15 protein-coding genes are annotated in these 16,912 nt (G+C 30.6%); 9 read left to right on the top strand and 6 right to left on the bottom strand.

The features are described from left to right. Positions 1-210: 210 nt before the first annotated feature. Positions 211-456, bottom strand: a complete 246-nt coding sequence (locus DM444_RS05380; protein ID WP_239455594.1) for a hypothetical protein — start codon at positions 454-456, stop codon at positions 211-213. 1 nt (position 457) lies between these two features. Beyond that, on the bottom strand, positions 458-1,447 hold the full coding sequence (locus DM444_RS05375) for a DUF6268 family outer membrane beta-barrel protein (RefSeq protein WP_111284736.1): 990 nt from the start codon (positions 1,445-1,447) through the stop codon (positions 458-460). An 88-nt stretch (positions 1,448-1,535) separates the two neighbouring features. Here DM444_RS05375 and DM444_RS05370 point away from each other — a divergent pair, with 88 nt between their 5' ends. The 3 genes from DM444_RS05370 to DM444_RS05360 all read left to right on the top strand — a co-directional run bounded on the left by DM444_RS05370 (position 1,536) and on the right by DM444_RS05360 (position 4,188). Further along, a complete protein-coding gene (locus tag DM444_RS05370) occupies positions 1,536-2,618 on the top strand; it encodes a sensor histidine kinase (RefSeq protein WP_239455593.1) in 1,083 nt (360 codons plus the stop codon). After that, entirely contained in the window at positions 2,594-3,307 is a 714-nt protein-coding gene (locus DM444_RS05365; protein WP_111284734.1) for a LytR/AlgR family response regulator transcription factor, read from the top strand. The genes DM444_RS05370 and DM444_RS05365 overlap by 25 nt, the downstream gene beginning before the upstream one ends. A 416-nt stretch (positions 3,308-3,723) precedes the next feature. After that, complete coding sequence (locus DM444_RS05360; RefSeq protein WP_111284732.1) at positions 3,724-4,188, top strand: hypothetical protein; 465 nt, start codon at positions 3,724-3,726, stop codon at positions 4,186-4,188. Positions 4,189-4,558: 370 nt separating this feature from the next. Here the strand turns inward: DM444_RS05360 and DM444_RS05355 are convergent, their stop codons facing one another. Then, positions 4,559-4,876 (bottom strand): GIY-YIG nuclease family protein, encoded by a 318-nt coding sequence (locus tag DM444_RS05355; protein WP_111284730.1) that lies wholly within the window; start codon positions 4,874-4,876, stop codon positions 4,559-4,561. A gap of 301 nt (positions 4,877-5,177) precedes the next feature. Between DM444_RS05355 and DM444_RS05345 the strand changes: the two genes are divergently transcribed. The 6 genes from DM444_RS05345 to DM444_RS05320 all read left to right on the top strand — a co-directional run bounded on the left by DM444_RS05345 (position 5,178) and on the right by DM444_RS05320 (position 11,067). Continuing rightward, the gene (locus DM444_RS05345) at positions 5,178-6,407 is read left to right on the top strand and encodes a TMEM143 family protein (RefSeq protein WP_111284726.1); all 1,230 of its coding nucleotides are present in this window, start codon (positions 5,178-5,180) and stop codon (positions 6,405-6,407) included. A 92-nt stretch (positions 6,408-6,499) separates the two neighbouring features. After that, positions 6,500-6,964, top strand: a complete 465-nt coding sequence (locus DM444_RS05340; protein ID WP_111284724.1) for an Mpo1 family 2-hydroxy fatty acid dioxygenase — start codon at positions 6,500-6,502, stop codon at positions 6,962-6,964. An 8-nt stretch (positions 6,965-6,972) separates the two neighbouring features. Beyond that, the gene (locus DM444_RS05335; RefSeq protein ID WP_111284722.1) at positions 6,973-7,911 is read left to right on the top strand and encodes a class I SAM-dependent methyltransferase; all 939 of its coding nucleotides are present in this window, start codon (positions 6,973-6,975) and stop codon (positions 7,909-7,911) included. Positions 7,912-8,005: 94 nt separating this feature from the next. Then, complete coding sequence (locus DM444_RS05330) at positions 8,006-9,862, top strand: TlpA disulfide reductase family protein (protein WP_111284720.1); 1,857 nt, start codon at positions 8,006-8,008, stop codon at positions 9,860-9,862. Between the two features lie 107 nt (positions 9,863-9,969). Next, positions 9,970-10,830, top strand: coding sequence for a tol-pal system YbgF family protein (locus DM444_RS05325; protein WP_111284718.1), 861 nt, complete (start codon positions 9,970-9,972; stop codon positions 10,828-10,830). A gap of 42 nt (positions 10,831-10,872) precedes the next feature. After that, the gene (locus tag DM444_RS05320) at positions 10,873-11,067 is read left to right on the top strand and encodes a hypothetical protein (RefSeq protein WP_111284716.1); all 195 of its coding nucleotides are present in this window, start codon (positions 10,873-10,875) and stop codon (positions 11,065-11,067) included. A 183-nt stretch (positions 11,068-11,250) separates the two neighbouring features. On the opposite strand, the gene DM444_RS05315 is transcribed toward DM444_RS05320, so the two are convergent. From DM444_RS05315 to DM444_RS05305, 3 genes are all read right to left on the bottom strand, one after another. Next, complete coding sequence (locus DM444_RS05315) at positions 11,251-12,345, bottom strand: tetratricopeptide repeat-containing glycosyltransferase (protein ID WP_111284714.1); 1,095 nt, start codon at positions 12,343-12,345, stop codon at positions 11,251-11,253. 515 nt (positions 12,346-12,860) lie between these two features. After that, complete coding sequence (locus tag DM444_RS05310) at positions 12,861-13,439, bottom strand: hypothetical protein (RefSeq protein ID WP_111284712.1); 579 nt, start codon at positions 13,437-13,439, stop codon at positions 12,861-12,863. Between the two features lie 292 nt (positions 13,440-13,731). After that, a complete protein-coding gene (locus DM444_RS05305) occupies positions 13,732-16,710 on the bottom strand; it encodes a type I restriction endonuclease subunit R (protein ID WP_111284710.1) in 2,979 nt (992 codons plus the stop codon). Positions 16,711-16,912 lie beyond the last annotated feature (202 nt).

Below are 16,912 nucleotides of genomic sequence, written 5' to 3'. Positions count from 1 at the left end.
TAAACCTTTTCGTAATGAAAAAGCAGCAATAACAATATGAGTAATTAAACAGTTCGGACTATGCCAACTGTTCTAAAAGAAATAGAAAAATGGAAAGAATAAAAGCTATCATTTTGGTTTTTAATTTAATTAAAACATCACGCAAAATACTTACAAATAAACCAAATACAGCTACGTATTTTTACCTGATTTCAAACAGTAAAATGTTAATTATTCTAATCTCACACAAGTATATCCGAGACAGCGAACATAATCCATAATATTATCACACTGAAGATCAATTCCTTCTACCCTTAAAATCTTGTCGCAATCTTCCAAATCAAAATTAATTTTATAATCTGGAAACTGATTTTGTATAACGGCAACAACATAATCTCTATCAGATTCTTTCTGAACATTTGTTTTAAAAACTTCCACAATCATCTCTGCTTCTTTTAATTCTTCTAACTTGTACATATTACTTTCGATTAAAAAGATTGTATGAAACTCCAAACCTAAAATATCCTTGCGTATCTTCTTTTTGATCGTAAACATATCGGTTTGTTCGTTCTCCTTTTTCTGTAAGTCGGGCGCTCACAACGTTGTTAAAACCGCCTTTTACAAATGCAATTAGTTTCGGAGTAAAACTGTATTCATAAGTAATTCCAGATTTTAATTCTAACTGGTTCAGCTCATAAACGCCTTTTAAATTTGAGGTGTTTAAATTTAAGTAAAAACTTTCAGTATTTAATTCCGTACCTAAGGAAATTCTTCCATTTTCTAATAATTCTCTTCTAAACAATATACGCTGAGGCAAAATAAAGTCCATATCCCATTTCGATTGTTTGAATTTATGGTTTATAGAAAAAAGCGGCGTAACAGGCACAATCGAAGATGGATCGAGCAATACTAAAGCCCCAGCGGTAATGGTTGTTGATGGTGTTCTTTTAAGGACTAAAACTGCCGAAGCAAAACCTTTTAAACGCTGCAGCTTTTCTTCGTCTCCGTCAATTGTTGCGGTGGCGTTGTAAATAACAGGTTTCTTAAAAAGTGTCGCCATATAAGTTGCTGTCAATGCTCCAGCCCAATAATGAAATTCCTGATTTTCTTTTGTATAGGTTTGATTGGTTTGATAATTATAAATATCTCCAAAACCAAAATTTTCATATTTATAGCGAAGTGAAGTCGTCAAAACTAATCTTTTTGATTCTGTAGCATAAAAAGGCAAATTGAAAGCCGCTTTAAAACGATTGTGCTCTTCTATTCTTCCCTTTTCAAGTTTATTTCCAAACAATCTTGAATCGTAATTTGATGGCCCTAAAGCTTCATATTGGACATCAAAAGTTCGTGTGTTTGGGAATTTATCAACCACGGCTTTTACAAAGGTTTTTACACCTGGCTCCTTTTCTTGAGCTATTACTTGTAAAGTGGAAAAAACAAACACAAACGACATGATTTTAGATTTCATAAATTAGAATAAAAGATTACGGAGTATAGATAAAATTTGAATCCAAAAATACTCTAGGCATCTTTATTTTAATAGCAATTTTATACCAGTGGCGTATGATTTATACGAATGGCGTTTGTATAAATTATTGCTTTCAAATGATTATAAACTATACGATTATAGTATTTTTGCCGTTATGACAATCACAAAAATCTATCAAAACTTTTTTCTTCGAAATCTTCTCGTCAATGCACTTGTTTATCTCGTAATTCTGGCTTGTGTTTATGACGAAATAAAACTAGACGGACACAGCTGGTCGTATATTCTCAGCAAAATAGCTGTAGGTTATTTTCCGTGTATTGTCTGGATCACGATTTTCAATATTTGCATTATCAAACCTTTTCTGTTTCATAAAAAATTTAAAATCTTCTTTACGCTTCTTGCTGTTTATTGGACTGGTTTTTACTTTTTTATGAATTGGTTTTTCCCACTTGTCGGATTAGGAAATTTTAAGACACTTCAAATTTTATCGCTTATTATAAACGGCTCTTTCTTTTATTTTCTTCATATTGTGATTACCAAAAAAATGAGTCAGGCTGATAAAGATATTATGAATTTCAAGTCGGAACTTTCATTTTTAAAACAGCAATTGAATCCGCATTTTTTATTGAATGCAATGAATAATCTTTACGGAGAAGCCTTAGCAGAACCCGATAAAGTTCCTGACCGAATCTTGAATCTTTCGGATATGCTGCGTTACCAAATTGAAGCTTCTAAAAAAGATTATGTTTTAATGATCGAAGAAATCGCATTTATTAAAAAATACATCGAATATTACACGTTTAGAAACGAAAGATTGGCTGTAAACCAGAATATTGAAGGCTTGCACGATCAAATTGAAATTCCGCCTTTATTCTTTCTTCCTTTGGTTGAAAATGCTGTAAAGTTTTCTGCTGAAACTCCAGAACCTTTTATTAATTTGGATTTGAAAGTAAGATGCCGAGGCGTTATTTTTACATTGAAAAACAATTATCTCGATTCGGGTTCGCGACTTTCGAGCACAGGAATCGGAATTGAAAATCTAAAAAGACGTTTGGAAGTTTATGGCTTAAAACACAATTTGAGCTGTAAAAAAGATAAAAATATATTTACCGTAAAATTGACGATATGGCACTTACCTACCGCTGTCTGATAATTGATGACGAATCGCCGGCGCACAAAGCCTTGATTTCGCACATCTCCAAATTTGACGAACTGGAGCATTCTGGCAGTGCTTTTAATGGTATGGAAGCTATAAAACTGCTCAACGAAAACCAATACGATATTATTTTTCTCGACATTAATATGCCTGTAATTTCAGGTGTCGAATTAATGGAACTTCAGCCCAATCGTCCGCTTACGATTGTAACAACCGCTTATTCTGATTTTGCGCTTTCGGCGTACCAAAATGATGCAATTGATTATCTCTTAAAACCCATTTCTCCTGATAAATTTGCCAAAGCCATAGAAAAAGCCAAAACGTATTTTTCTGGAAATAGTCTTAAAAAAGAAATCCAAACTAACAAAAAAGTATTTTCTTACCGCTCCAACGGACAAGTAATTGAAACGCCTCTTTCTGATATTTTATACATCGAAAGTCTGGGCAATTATATGAAATTATACAACTGTAAATTAAAATCCCCAATTGTTATTTACGGTTCGCTTGCGAGTATAAGCGCAGAAATTGATTGTGCACATTTCGTACAAGTTCACAGATCTTATATTGTAAATACAACCAAAATTTCTGCTGTTACAACCAAAAATCTTACGATCTCTAACGGAGATATTATTCCTGTTGGAAGAAAGTATCAGATTTTGTTGGATAATTTGCCTATTCGGTAATTCTAATTTATTTGGGGTGTAGGTGTAATATCTGGTTTCCCAAAGAATGCAGAAATTCTAATTGATGAAAATAATTTACCTTTTTCTGAAGGAAATGATTTCATTTGGGAGTATGGAAATTTTCAGATTCCTTATTCTACAATTGAAATTATTGCATTTGATAGTTCTTATTCAATAATTAAATTTAAAGACACAAATCTATCAGATAGATTTAAAAACTACTTCAATGAAGCAATAGAATTAGAAAAATTAAACTCTTAAATCATTATTCTTATTTGTTTTAAATCTGTCGAAATTATCCAAATTAGCGATTTTGTGAATTATTTTCTTAAAAAAAATGGCGAACTGAATAACTTTTCTTACTTATTTATTTAAATTCGCAGCACAACAAAAACCACTAAGATTTTTTTTAACCAATGCGCATTTTTAATTTATTTAGAAGATCAAATGTCAAATGTCCGAGATGTCAAGGAAAAGGATTTGTTGACTGGGATGATATTCGTCGTTTAAACAGACAGCTAAAATGGGTTCCTGCTCCTTGCGCATACTGCGATGCAACTGGAAAAGTAGAAAAAGAACTACTTTCTAAAGTTGCTGTTGATTGTATGTACCTCACGATCGATTTACCAGAATCTGTAATCGAAAAAATTAAAGAAGGCGACAAAGAAACAATCGAAAAAGGAAAACAACGCGAACTTTTTGTAGATCATCTTATTCAATATGCAGAGCATCATTACCTTACTCAAAACATGGATGCCGAAAGTATTGCCACTTTATACCTAAACACCGAAGCTGAAAAAGCCAATTTTTCGGTAACAAAAGAAGAATTAATAAAATACATTCAAGGCGTTATCAATCTCAAAAAGTCGACTTTAAACTAAACAAAACCTTTGCAACTTTGTCCCTTTGCAACTTTTCACCTTTTAAAAAAAACAGGTATAAATACGTATAGCCATAATCTTATTTTGTGGTAACATTGTAGTGAATAATTTTTAGTTAATAATAAAGTTGTCTTCTAGAGAGCTTTTAATTTTTGTCACTTTTTTTTGGAGCACAAAGTGAGATTTCGAGTCGCTGGTACCGATTGGAAATTTCACTTTTTTTTGTGCTTATTCTAAACGCAAAAAACACTCACCTACTTTGTCATCCTGAGGAACGAAGGATCTCACGCGGGAATCGACAAAGTATAGAATTACTGTGCGGAGTTTCTCGTGTGATACTTCGTTCCTCAGGATGACAAAGCCAAACAGACTATTCAAAATGATGATTTAAAAATTCAAATGTTGGGTTAAAATCTCTTATTAATTCGATTTTCTTTGCCCTAATCCATCCTTTTAGTTCCTTTTCTCTTGCAATTGCCTCTTGTATCCAAGTGAATTTTTCGTAATAAACCAAAAACTCGATTCCGTATTTAGACGCAAACGTCTTAATGTTATTCTCAATATTTTCTTTATGTTGCTTAAGTCTTTCTTTTAAATTTTGCGTCACACCAATGTAAAATGTTGAACGATGTCTATTTGTAATAATGTAGATATAATAGGTGTGATAGCCCTGTTGCGAGTTGAACATGTTTTTTTGCACGAAAATACTTTATTTTTATACGACGCGCAATCTTGTCATCCTGAGGAACGAAGGATCACACTTGGAGGCGACAAAGTATAGGATCTCATTGCAGAACTTCTTGTGTGATCCTTCCTTCGTCAGGATGACAAACTGAATGGACAAAACTGCGTGGAGTTTCTTGTGTGATCCTTCGTCCCTCAGGATGACAAACTAGATTCCTTTGTACCTCTGCACCTTTGCAACTAAGAAAAAAGCAGTATTTTTGTATTTCTGTAAACGCCACGAAATTAAAAGCCCAGAAATCGATATGACACGAGAACATTATATTCCGTTTAATAAAGAATTTTTACTCGAACAGCAAATTACCGCTTTCGCTAATGATCCTAAAAAAGTAGATGGTTTTAAGAAACTTTTCGAAATAATCGAACATTATTATCATTACGAATCTTTTAACTTAAACCGAAATCTAAAGCAAAACTACGCGCTTTATGATCCAGATTTAAGTGAGAAAGAACGCGAACAGTTTATTAGCAAAAGCGATTTCCCGACTTTTAAAAAGACGCTACTAACAGTTTTAGAACGTGGAAATTATTACAGAATAGACAACGAAGCTTTGAAGTCGGCTATGGAAGAATCTGATTTGATTGGTTTAAATCTTTCAATCGATTTTAATGCTTTTAAAGATTACGAACTCTACGCACGCGGTCATCATAAAGCAAAAGAAAAAGTCACGAAATATTTCTTCTGGAAAAAAGAAGTCGAAATTGAATATTATGATCGTGTCTTGATTTACCTTAATTATAGCGACGCAGATTATCTTAAAGAAAAGAAAGTCAAATTAGGAAAAATGCCTATCGATCCAAGCTCAATTGCTTTGAAAATCTTTAAGCGAGTTCCTAAAAATGATCTTGAAACGATTTTCCCAAATGCGATTGCAAAAATGTCTGTAAAAGATAAAATGCTGCTCTGGGTTCCTGGGCTTTTTGGCGGACTTTCATTATTAAGTGCCAAAGTAATTCCGGCTTTAATTAACATGTACGAAGCCTATCAAACTGGTGAAACCATCGATTTACTGAACAGTAAAACGTCCTTAAACCAAGGATTAATTGCTTTGGGAATTTTAGGAGCTTACTGTTTCCGTCAATACAATAATTTCATCAATAAGAAAATTCGATATTCTAAAATGCTTTCTGACAGTTTGTATTTTAAAAATCTCGGAAACAACAGCGGCGCCTTCTACTCTCTTTTAAATTCTTCTGAAGAAGAAGCTTTAAAAGAAACCATTTTGGCTTATACTTTTTTAAATAAAAGCGAAAAAACTTTAACAGCCGAAGAATTAGATAATGAAATCGAAGCTTGGTTTAAAACAAAATTTAACACCGATTTGGATTTTGATGTAAACGATGCTTTATTGAAATTAAAAAGCATCGGACTTGGTTTAGAAGAAAATGGAAAATGGAGCGTTATTTCATTGGACGAAGCTCTTGTCAAAATTGATGAATTATGGGATAATGTTTTTCAGTACAATCCGAAATAGGTTTGTTATTAGTTAGATTTTCGTTTATTTTTCTCCGATTAACGTAAAAGAAATTTCATTAGATTTACACTACTAACTATAAAACCACCCAAATGAGAACATTAGATCAATGGTTTGCAGAATATGCCGTAAGTCATCAAAACCCAAAAAACAAGGCAATACATTATATTTGTGTACCAGCAATTTTCTTTTCAATCGTTGGTTTACTTATGAGTATTTCGAGCTCGATAATCTCAAATACATTAAAACTAAACGCTCCAATTATCGAAAATTGGGCTTTTGTTGTACTTCTTTTTGTTCTTATATTTTATATCAGATTATCTATTGCAATGGCGGTTAAAATTGCTATTTTTTCTATTCTTTGTTTAGTTGTAAATTACTACATCGGCCAGTTTGTTCCGTTGTGGGCATTCTCTATTGGCGTTTTTGTATTGGCTTGGATCGGGCAATTTTATGGACATAATATTGAAGGCAAAAAACCTTCCTTCTTAAAAGATCTTCAGTTTTTATTGATTGGTCCAGCTTGGGTGGTAGAGAATTTATTTTCGAAAAAATAAGGATTGTAATGAAAGCAGAAAAAACCAGCAGAACAGCACAGTATATGGCTTTTTTTAGAGCTTTAGAAACTGTACAAAGTAAAGATGACAGATTATTTTCAGATCCTTATGCCATTCATTTCATAGATTCAAAATTGAGATTTGCAACTCGTTTATACCAATATCTAATTGTAAAAAAATATATTAACAATACTATACAGAAAAAAATTCCTGGAGCTTTGTCTTCTGGAATTGCTAGAACAAAATATATTGATGATCTACTTAAAAATGCAATTTCAAAGGATGTGAAACAAGTTATAATTTTAGGCGCCGGTTTCGACACGAGAGCGGTACGCCTTGATTTTCTAAAAGATATTCCTGTAATAGAAATCGATCATCCGAATACGTCAAATTTTAAAGCCGAAGTTTATAAAAATAGAATAGCACAAATTCCTCATAACATCCGTTTTCTTCAAATTGATTTTAACAAACAGGATTTAGATCAATTGGCATTAGAAAACAATCTAGATTTTTCTAAACCAACTGCAATTATTTGGGAAGGCGTAACAAATTATCTTACCGAAGATGCTGTAAAAAACACATTTTCGTTTATTTCTAAATTCGCTCCCAACAGTCATATTATTTTTACGTACGTACATAAAAATATACTCTTAAAGCCAGAATCTTTTTTAGGTGGCAAAAAACTTCTGGAAGATCTTGAAAACCTTGAAGAACATTGGACATTTGGTTTTCTTCCCGAAGAACTTCCAAATTATTTAAATCAGTTTGATATTGCACTTTTAGAAGATTTAGGAGCCAATGAATATCGTGAAAAGTTTCTGCCAAACCGTTCTGAAAATGGGTATGAATTTTATAGAACTGCAATTGGTATAAAAAAAATAAGTCACCCATTAAAAAATATACAGAAAGTATATAATCAGCAAAATAATTTCACAGGTTTTTGCTAATATTTTCTTAATAAAAAAACAACGAACAATATAATATATAAATTTACGCTTCGTTAATCAATTAAGAAAAAATCAATCAAAAAACCAAAAACAAATGAAAAAAACCATTATTTTACTACTGTTTGCAGTTGTTAATGTTGCTTTTGCTCAATCTGGAAAAATCTATTTAAAAAATGCTAAATTCAACGTGGGTAAACCTAATACCTATGTTTACGAACCTCCTCAAGGTCTTGCAATAGAAGATAATGCTAAAGCAAATTTTCTCTACATTACCCCTAATGATTTTTCTTCTGACATAAGTCCGCTGAAAAAAAGTGGAAAACGTTATGAGTTTACCGCAAAAGTTCCTGATTCTGTCAGAGTGATTCTAGTAACTATAAACGATTCACAAAAAATTGCAGATAGCAATAATGAAAAAGGTTATTCTGTACTTCTAAAAACACAAAATGATATTGAATTAGGAAAAAGTCTGATAGATGAAATTTATGTTAGAAGTAATGGAGGTTACTTTTTTAGACTAAAATCAGATCCAAAGCCAGAAGATCTAATTGCGGAATATGATGCGATATTTGCAAAATATCCAAAATTAAGAGACGATATAGTTGCGTTAGAATATTTATACAAGAAAAAGTCTATAAATAAAGAACAAGGAGAAAAAGATCTTCTAGCTTTTGCCGATAAATGTGTAAAAAGAGATACTGAAGAATATTTGACTACAGCTTATTATATCTATAGTTCTAATAATGACAGGCAAGATCAAGCAACAAAATTGAAAAAGGAAATTTCAGAAAAGTATCCTGCAAATAGAATTGATAAAATGGATTTTATTCGAAAATTCTATGATCAGACTGATAAAACAGAAGCTTCTATTTTAGAAAGCATTAATACTTTTAGAACAAAATATTCTAACGATACTTCAAAGAGGTCTCTAAACTATTTTTATTCCGTTTTGGTGCCTATATACCTAGATAAAGGAGAATTGGAAAAGGCTATAGCCTGCGAACCTTATTTAAATCTTCCAGCAGACTCCTATAATAATTTTGCTTGGGGCCAATCTGGCGGTGATTTAACAATGCCTGTAAAAGATATTGATTTTGCTGCAAAAGTTTCTAAACGATCTTTAGACATTCTTGAAGCAAAACGAAAAGAATGCTATACTCCTGATTATAATGACAAATTTAACATGTTTGCTGATACTTATGCGCTTCTGCTTTATAAACAAGGCAAATATGAGGAAGCTTTTAAATACCAAAGTGGAGTTAAAGCGCTTAACGGATTGGACGCTGGAGGTAAAGAACGCTATTTAGCAATGCTGGACAAAGTAAAAAGTAAAGACGAAGTAAAAGCTTATATTGAAGATGAAATCAATAAAGGCAATACATCGCCTGTATTTCTTGCTAAACTAAAAGAAATTTACATCGAGAAGAAATTACCTATGGTTGAATATGATGCTATTCAGCAAAAAACAGAATTATTAGCAAAAGAAAACAAAAACAAAGATCTTCTTGAAAAATTTGGAAGTAAAAATGCTACTGATTTCACCTTGAAAAATCTAGAAGGAAAAGACACTAAACTTTCAGATTATAGAGGAAAAGTGGTTGTTCTTGATTTCTGGGCAACTTGGTGTGGACCATGCAAAGCTTCTTTTCCAAAAATGCAGCATTTAGTAACTAAATACAAAGACAAAGATGTTGCTTTCTTGTTTGTAAACACTTGGGAAAATGGTAAAGAGGAAGATGTACTTAAAAAAGTTACTTCGTATATAACAGAGAAAAAATTTGACTTCAATGTCGTTTTTGATTCAAAAACAGAAGTTGTTACCAATTACAAAATACAAGCGATACCAACACGTATTGTGATTGATAAAACCGGTAATATTCTTGCTTATGACAACTCTAATACTGATCTCGGAGCAGTTATTGATGAGCAGTTAAATAAAAATAAGCTTTAGCTAATTAAAAATTAACTAAAAGGACAAAAGATATCTTTTGTCCTTTTTTTATGATTAAAATATACTCTAAATATTTTTATATTAGCAAAATAAACCCAATCCATAAAATGAGAAAAATCTTCGTATTGATTGTTTCTGGAATTTTACTTTCAGCTTGCAAACAAACAGACAACAAAAACATTTCTGAGAAACAAGAAATAAAGAAAGACAGTATAAAAACTGAAGCTTCAGCCGAAACCATAAAATCAGATTCGGGATTATTGGAACAATTTTCTAAAAATAAAAACGAAGTTATTCTTAAATTAAAATCGATTGCTAATAAAGAAGCTGCCAATGCTTTGTATGACAAATATTTTGAAGAAAATAATGCTTTGCTGGGAAAGATTGAAGAAAAAGAATCAGGCGTAATAGATAAATTCTACAATGAAGAGGAAAATGCTAAAAAAGAAGTGAAACTTTTAGGTGAAAAACTTTCCAAACATCAGTTAGAGTATTTTGAAATTGGAGAAGGATATGTTGAAATTGAAACACTTCCCGATTTCTATTATAAGATTTTCAAAGATTATGTAACAAGTGATTACAAAGATTATTTGTATCTGAAAAGCGAAGAAAACAAAACACTTTATTCTGCAGATGCTGGACTTGTTATTTCTTTTAAAGATTTGGGCGATCGCGTAATTTCATGGGAAAATTTTATGAGCAAATATCCTGATTCAAAATTATTTGCAGCTGTAAAAGAAGAATACAAAAATTATCAAATGGATTATTTAGTCGGTCAAGATAATACACCAACTGCCGAAAGAGCAACTGAAGAAAACTATATTTATCTTGAAAACATTCAAGAGTTTGACCGTTTTGTAAAAAAATATCCGAAAAGCCCAACAGTTCCTTTAATCAATTTGTTTAGAGAAAACTTTAAAAGCGAAAACATTCATGATATTTTGAGAGCTGAACAGGATAAATTGTAAATTTAAAGCACAAGAAACCTTTAATAACTAATATTTCAAAACATGGAAAATAAAAACCAACCAATTACATTTGTTTTTTGGGTCGTAGCCATCATTTTAGGCGTAACCTTATTTAAGCAATTTGATTTTAAAAATCTAAAATTTGAGAATCCAGCAATGGCAGTTATTTATGGTATTGTGTTTCTATTTTCCGTTTATTATATTATTAGAAATTCTAAGAAAAGTTCTGAGAAATAATTGTAAGAGAAGAGCACTAAAATACTCCACTTTTTTTAGACAGTATTAGTAGAAAAAGAAATCTGAGTTCTAGTTTTTTCTCTATTTTTTCCTAAATAAATCACTTATTTTATACAAATTCAGTTTATCATAATAATGATAAACTGAATTTTAATTATTAATATTTAATTCATTGATTCTTTACTATAATGAATTTATATAGATTTGAAGATTTTTCTTGTGTTGTTCAATTTCAGGAAAGGCAGATATTAACTTCTTTGTATAATGCAGTCCTTCTTCAAAAAGACCAATATAATATGCATGTATGCTAATAATCTCTATCGGGCCATTTCCTCCATTTGCATTTTTATCAATAAATAATCTGTCTTGCTTAGTTGTATCTAACTTGGATGCTAACAATGCATACGTATAAGCTCTAATATGATCATCTTGTTGATGATAATATTGGGCTAGTGCAAAAATAGGTTCTGCTCTCCATAAACGTTGCTGAAAGGCCTCCAAAAGAATTTTTTCTGCATCTTGGATAGAAGACAATCTTAATAAACATAATCCCCATTTATATTTAGCATACCATCGTTCTTCATCCCAACCAAAAACATTACATCTTGCCTGATACCATTTTTTTGCATGATTATAATCACCAATATCAAAATAGGAATTTGCTAAATAGAACAAATATCTTGGATTTTCAGGTTCTGATTCAAGAGCTTCTGTTAAAAGTTTTATATCTCTTTCAAATTTATCACTTTTTGCTCCACCGTCACCAATATCTTTAATCCTTAATGAATTTAAAGTGGCAATTTGTACATTGCCTACGTCCAAATATTCATGTGTAGGACATTCATATTGCATACTAACATCAGCACGTGCCATGCGAATATTAAAATATTCAAAACTATTTTGATTAAACTGTTTTAAGCTATAGACCTGCTGGTTTAGATTTTTTTTATCAAAAGAAGAATCAATAATCAGTTCCATATCTGCATCCAGAAACAGTAAATACCAATCTTCATGCTTACTATTGTTGTTAGTTAAAAATTCCTTTGCATAGTCTATGGCATTTGTTCTATTAATACCAAAATTGACCCACTTATCTTGTATTACTTTGTAAGAAATACTTTTAGAATTAGCCCAATTTTGAATGATTTTGACAGTATCATCAGAAGAACCCGTATCACAAATTACCAAAGCATCAATAACACCATCTACTGAGTTAAGTAGGCGTGTAATAATTTTTGCTTCATTTTTAACAATCATGTTTAAAAGAATTTTTTTCATTTTTATTTTAAAATTTAAGTACGAAAACAACACTACATAAAAGTAGCTAAAATACTACAAATTTATATAATTTTCTTAAATTAAAACATAAAGGATAGCAAAAAACTTGAAAACAAGAAAATCAACATTTTTAACAAAAAAGATAATCATGTAATTTCCAAAAAATTAAATTCTCTATATCAATGACAATCATCATAATATGATGTTACTTAAGTTTAGTTTGGTTAACTGAATTAAACAAAAGGGTGCTTTAAATATGATCTTCTAATTGTGTTGCCTATTAAAATCTTTTTGAGAATAAAAAAAGCCTGAGAATTTACATTCTCAGGCTTTTTCTTTTTATAGTGACCTTGACGGTACAGAATTCGAACCATTTATTACAAGATTTAAAGATTTTAAATGATTTATAAGTAATATCTACTAACTAATATGATGTTTTAATTTCTAAAATTTATGTTTCAAAACAAAATAATTTACTATTATAGAATATACGATTTAATAGAGTGAAATCTGAATTAATTTTTATGAGATCCTAGTATAGGTTTTAATTTTTTTGCTAACTCAATTTCTAGAATGCCAATCAAAGTTTTCATTTCTTGTTCAAGAACTATATAGTTTAGTTGCAGATTGCCATAAATTAAAGGATCGTACCAATATGTTAACTGCAAGCTTCCAGTTTTATCATTTATAGAATGGCCTAAATGGTTCACAAACCTATAATGAAATTTATCTTTTACTTTCCCAACATAAAGCGTCCCTTTGCATTCTCTTCGAGCTTTCGGCACTTCTGAAACTTTTCTACTTTTAGTTATTTCTTCTATTTTTTTTAATGCTTTTTCTAAATTCTCACTTTTTAATTTTTCAATATCAAATGTGAACCAATATAAAACAGGTTTATTTTTGGGTAAGCTATCGTATAAATCTTTAAAATTTATGCACTTAGAAAATGTTTGAGTTTTCCTGTAATTTTCAGCAAGATAACTTCTATCGATATCTATAGTTTTAATTTCTAAACCGTTTTTTTCGATTAGATCAAGATAAGTATTTAATTTATTAATTTGATCACTTACTATTTCTCGTATTGTATGATTCATGTACTTTAGTAATTCTAATTAATATTGTGGGCTAATTTCAATTTCCAAATTCTTTTCATAAAAGAATCACTCTCTTAAATGCAATAAGATCTTGACAAGTAAACTTTTTAATATAAGTTAAAAACACACCCTAGTACTTCTGTGAAGCTCTAATTTTTTTAGATCTTGTAAGAACAATTTTGAAGCTATTTTAGATATTATTTAGAAAACATAAATATCAGCGAATATTAATTTAAGTTATAATTATCAAATCTCAAAACAATAAGAAGAAGAAGATCTAGATTTTTAGCACTTAAATTCCTCTGACTTTACTATCATATAAATCGTTAAACCACATTTTTTTGAACATTAAATTAACCCGATCTTCCGATAATTTATTATAGAGCTCAAGTTTTGTATTAATAAAATTAAGCAATTCATTATCAATCTCTTCGCTAAATTTATCTTGAATATTATCTCGTGAATTGTTTTTATTAAAGAAACTCATTAACTGTTCATTAGAGTAAATTTTATCTTGCATTTTTTTAAACTCTACTTTATCTTCTTCAGTTAAATCAATTCCAAATGTGTCATTTAATACTTTTATTATATTAGTCAGCATGTCAAGTTCGTCTTCTTCCTTCCCATTAATAGTTCCAGGCATCATTCCATACATTTCGCCATTCTTAGATATCAACTCTAAATCTGTTGTATATTGATGTTGGATCTTGTAACTATCTAATTCCACTTCGCCTAATACATCCAAAGGTAAATTTGATTTAATGTACGGTAACATTTTTATTAATGAAGTTAAGAAAACATAATATTTTTCTAATTCTACATCAGTAAATGTGATTATTTGACTTAAAAAACGATAAAGCTTTAAAAATGTTTGCGTATCTGATTTAAATTGAGATTGTTCATCTTCGTCTAAAACTTCTTGAAAACGTTTTGTAACGGTTGCTAAAATAGGATTTAGTTTTTCGTAATTGTTTTCTTTTCTAAAGAAAATATTTGCAAAAGATTCTATCTCATTTTGATAAAAAACATTTAAACTGTCAATTTTTGTTTGAATGCTATATAAACTATTTGGATCCGTCTGGTTATATTCTTCCATAAAATTTTCTCCATAAAAATGTTGAAAATCTTTTTGGATAGATTCTGGATCATTTACAAAATCTAATACCATTGTACTCTCTTTGCCACGCATCGTTCTATTTAAACGACTCAATGTCTGAACAGAAGATGCTCCTCCTAATTTCTTATCAACAAACATAGTGTGTAGCATAGGTTCATCAAAACCTGTTTGATATTTATCAGCTACTATTAGAAGGCGATATTTGGGTAATTTAAGTGCCTCCGGAATAGAGATCTTTCCTTGTAGCTGATTCATACTTGATTCGGTATATTCTTCATTTACTTCATTATCTCTTACCGTTCCAGAAAAAGCGACTAGTGCATTATAGGGTAATTTCATTTCCTGCATAATCTCATCAAATTTTCGCTTGAATCTTACGGCATGTAAACGTGATTTGGTAACTACCATCGCTCGGGCTCTACCTTGTATTTCATTTTGCGTTTTACTTACGAAATGCTCAATTATGATGCGAGCTTTTCTTTCTATAGCATGATCTTGTAGGTCTACATAAGACGCCAATAGTCTCACAGTTTTTCTTTTATCATACTCTTTATCTTCAATATCCAGTCTTTTAATAATTTTATAATAACGCTTAAAGGACATATAATTTTTTAATACATCACGAATAAAACCTTCTTTTATAGCTTGTTCCATCGTATAGTAATCGAAAGCTTTAAGTTTTCCATCAATTATCCGTCCAAATAGCTCTTCGGTTTTTGGTTTTGGTGTAGCAGTAAATGCAAAAAAAGATATGTTAGGCTGTTTTCCCTTTCGTTTTATTTCATCAGCAATTATATCATCTAAATCCTGAACTATATCTAAAGTTTCTGCTTCCTCTAATGACAATGATTTTTTTAAGTGGCGCGCCGTTTCTCCTGATTGAGAACTGTGTGCTTCATCAATTAATACTGCGTATTTTCTGTCAGGTATACTTGCAATTGTTTCTGATATCACAGGAAACTTTTGAATTGTGGTAATTATAATACGTTTTCCATCTTCAATAGCTTTTTTAAGATCTTGCGCTGTTTTATTCTCATCAACATATGCAACTAAGCCTGGTGTATTATCTAGCTGTCTAATATTATTTTGGATTTGTTTGTCTAATGCGCGACGGTCATTTACAACAATTACAGAATCAAAAAGAGCTTTCGGATCATTCACATTTTGATAGAAACCAGCTAAACGATATGCAAGCCAAGTAATAGTATTAGATTTGCCAGAACCAGCAGAATGTTGAATTAAATAGTTTTTACCTGCTCCTTCTAGTTGCAATGCATTAAGCAGTCGTTGTACTGCTCTACGCTGGTGAAAGCGGGGAAAGAGTAGTTTTGATGATTTTTTTTCTTTTAGACCTTTCGTTATTGGATCGTATTCTTTTTCCGTGTCAGTTTGTACATTTATATAGTTTTGAATTAAATCTAATAATGAATCTTTAGTTAATACATCTTCCCATAGATATGAAGTTGCAAAGCCATTTTCATTTATATTTTCTAATCCTTTATTAAAAGGCAAAAAGAATGTATCTTTTCCTTTTAATTCCGTAGTCATAAAAATTTTTTGTGTCCCAAGTGCAAAATGAACTAAACAACGTTTAAATTCCAAAAGAGGTTCTCCTTTTGGTTCACGATCCTGTATATATTGTTTAATTGCATTATGATGATTTTGCCCTGTCAGCTCATTTTTTAGCTCTAATGTTACAACAGGTATGCCGTTAACGAACAAAACTAGATCAATTGAATTCTCATTTTTTTTAGAATATTTTAATTGACGTATTACCGCCAATCGATTTTGTTCATACCATTTTTTATGCTCGCTTGATTTATTATTTGCAGGTTGAAAATAAACCATATCAAATTGTACTCCACGATCTTTGACTTTACTACGTAGTAAATTTAAGGTTTTGTCCTTGTGATCTCTATAAGTCTTTGCAATATTATCAACGATTTTCTCATCTACATTTTCATAATATTGATTTACTTTAAGAATATTATATTTATCCTGCTGTGTGTCTTTTAAGAAGGCAATTATTTCAGAAGGTATTAGACATAATTCTCGATCGTAAGTATGTTGTGGCACTTCATGAAAACCTCCAAACTCAACAAGATACTTTATTATATCGTCCTCTAAGTGAATTTCTCTAATGCCTTGCGCCATATTATTAAATGTTAAAACTTGTGTCTGAAAAATGATTTTTATGACACAATTTATTTCATGTTACTTAAGGTTAATGTTTTATTTCTATTTCTCTAACCTAACTAGTTCTTTAATGCGTACAAAGATAATGTATAAAGCATTATAAAATGGCGAGGTAATGTCGCTAGATGATTTTCATGTAATTAAAGCCATGTTCACTTCA

Origin of the sequence: Flavobacterium ginsenosidimutans, from assembly GCF_003254625.1 — a bacterium.
Taxonomy (GTDB): domain Bacteria; phylum Bacteroidota; class Bacteroidia; order Flavobacteriales; family Flavobacteriaceae; genus Flavobacterium; species Flavobacterium ginsenosidimutans.
This window is presented reverse-complemented; position numbering and strand designations above follow the sequence as displayed.

Bases quoted from the DNA above. Each gene is read 5' to 3' on its own strand.
- DM444_RS05380 (WP_239455594.1), bottom strand. From the start codon at position 456: ATGTACAAGTTAGAAGAATTAAAAGAAGCAGAGATGATTGTGGAAGTT.
- DM444_RS05375 (WP_111284736.1), bottom strand. From the start codon at position 1,447: ATGAAATCTAAAATCATGTCGTTTGTGTTTGTTTTTTCCACTTTACAA.
- DM444_RS05365 (WP_111284734.1), top strand. From the start codon at position 2,594: ATGGCACTTACCTACCGCTGTCTGATAATTGATGACGAATCGCCGGCG.
- DM444_RS05360 (WP_111284732.1), top strand. From the start codon at position 3,724: ATGCGCATTTTTAATTTATTTAGAAGATCAAATGTCAAATGTCCGAGA.
- DM444_RS05355 (WP_111284730.1), bottom strand. From the start codon at position 4,876: ATGTTCAACTCGCAACAGGGCTATCACACCTATTATATCTACATTATT.
- DM444_RS05345 (WP_111284726.1), top strand. From the start codon at position 5,178: ATGACACGAGAACATTATATTCCGTTTAATAAAGAATTTTTACTCGAA.
- DM444_RS05340 (WP_111284724.1), top strand. From the start codon at position 6,500: ATGAGAACATTAGATCAATGGTTTGCAGAATATGCCGTAAGTCATCAA.
- DM444_RS05335 (WP_111284722.1), top strand. From the start codon at position 6,973: ATGAAAGCAGAAAAAACCAGCAGAACAGCACAGTATATGGCTTTTTTT.
- DM444_RS05330 (WP_111284720.1), top strand. From the start codon at position 8,006: ATGAAAAAAACCATTATTTTACTACTGTTTGCAGTTGTTAATGTTGCT.
- DM444_RS05325 (WP_111284718.1), top strand. From the start codon at position 9,970: ATGAGAAAAATCTTCGTATTGATTGTTTCTGGAATTTTACTTTCAGCT.
- DM444_RS05320 (WP_111284716.1), top strand. From the start codon at position 10,873: ATGGAAAATAAAAACCAACCAATTACATTTGTTTTTTGGGTCGTAGCC.
- DM444_RS05315 (WP_111284714.1), bottom strand. From the start codon at position 12,345: ATGAAAAAAATTCTTTTAAACATGATTGTTAAAAATGAAGCAAAAATT.
- DM444_RS05310 (WP_111284712.1), bottom strand. From the start codon at position 13,439: ATGAATCATACAATACGAGAAATAGTAAGTGATCAAATTAATAAATTA.
- DM444_RS05305 (WP_111284710.1), bottom strand. From the start codon at position 16,710: ATGGCGCAAGGCATTAGAGAAATTCACTTAGAGGACGATATAATAAAG.